This window comes from Nosocomiicoccus sp. HMSC059G07, from assembly GCF_001815515.1.
Lineage (GTDB): Bacteria > Bacillota > Bacilli > Staphylococcales > Salinicoccaceae > Nosocomiicoccus > Nosocomiicoccus ampullae_A.
Map to the genome: position 1 here is coordinate 1 of NZ_KV820828.1, position 310 is coordinate 310.

Below are 310 nucleotides of genomic sequence, written 5' to 3' on the forward strand. Positions count from 1 at the left end.
AGATTGATTATGAAGTTGGTGAAACCGTTTATGTCACAGTAGTCGCAGAAGATGAAACTTCATTAAAATCAGCATATGTATTATTTGAAAATGAATATAATCACCAAATATATAGAAGTTCAAATGAAGTTTCAGAAGTTGAAAGTTTAGGTGACAACTTATTTAAACGCACAATAAAATTAAATTTAAATGAACAGTTACCCACATCAACTTTTAACCTTAGGTATGTAACTTTAAGAGATGAACTTCAAGATAGAACGATCTCAACTTATAGAGAAACTGAAAATTTACCACAAATTAACATAAATGT

The 310-nt window shown here is 28.1% G+C and carries 1 protein-coding gene; it reads left to right on the forward strand.

The annotated features are described in order from the left end of the window. Positions 1–310: hypothetical protein (locus tag HMPREF3029_RS09405; protein WP_168165505.1), on the forward strand; the 310-nt coding region annotated here is incomplete at both ends.